A 1,089-nucleotide genomic window follows, 5' to 3' on the forward strand; every position below is an offset into this window, starting at 1 on the left:
GTTTTATTATCCTCAAGGACAAGAACTGTATCATACGTTCCACCACTTTTCTTTTTAAATCCCTTAATCAAATCGGTTTTCCCTGATTTAACCAGTTTTTCGGCCTGTGCCTGGGTGATTTTCTTACCAGAAAACTCACTCCAGATTTTAAATTCACATCCGGTACAGAAATAACCTTTCGGCCTGATAACAATATGTTTACCACAGGAAGGGCAGGGAGAGTCCAGGCGTTGAAACTGCCCTGCTGGCGCAGCGGGTTCAATCTTCATCTCGCCCAGGTCAACATCAGAAATCATGCCTGTCAGTTCACCGTACAGCTCATTAATAAACTCTTCAACCGTCAGGTCGCCATTTTCAATGGCTGTCTGCTTTTCAGACCATAATGCTGTCATATCAGGATTAACCGCTATACCAGGCAGGGCATCAATAAGCGCATATCCGGTATCAGTAGGAATAAGTTTCCCTTTTTCCAGCGTGATATAGTTTCTTTTCTTCAGCGTTTCCAGAATGGCTGCGCGGGTAGCTGGCGTACCAATGCCACCATGTTCATCTTTTTTGTCTTTATCCTTATCCTTCAACAATTTTTTAATTGTTGGATCAGTGACAAAATCCGCGACACGAACAAGCGCAGCAAGCAAGGAGGCTTCGGTGAATAACGGCGGCGGTGTTGTTTTCTTCTCATTAACAATAACTTCTTTTGTCGTAAGTGTTTCTCCTGTGCGAATTTTACAGAGCAGTTCAAAAGCGGAATCATCATTATCTTCTGATTCACCTTCGTCTGTGGTTTCCGCGCCAAGAAACGCCTCAAATCCGCTGTCAGTTGTTTTTCTGGCACGGGCATAGAACGACTCATCACCACACTGAATGGCAACCGATACTTCCTGGTATGCTTTTTCAGGCATGAACTGAACAAGATAGTGTTGTGCGATCGCCAGGTAAACATTGCGCTCGTCGGTACTGAGTGCGTTAACATCAGGCACACTGGCGGTCGGGATTATCGCAGTATGCGCAGTCACCTTTGCACTGTTAAACGCCTTGCTTTTACGTGAAGAATCAATATCCAGCGACTGAGGAAAGACTGATTTCAGG

At 44.9% G+C, this 1,089-nt stretch carries 1 protein-coding gene; it reads right to left on the minus strand.

The window, feature by feature from the left end; translation table 11 throughout:
• Nucleotides 1–1,089: DNA topoisomerase (locus RTW80_RS25755; RefSeq protein ID WP_312720893.1), on the minus strand; the 1,089-nt coding region annotated here is incomplete at both ends.

The sequence above is a fragment of the Escherichia sp. AM3 genome (genome assembly GCF_032029835.1).
GTDB lineage: Bacteria > Pseudomonadota > Gammaproteobacteria > Enterobacterales > Enterobacteriaceae > Escherichia > Escherichia coli.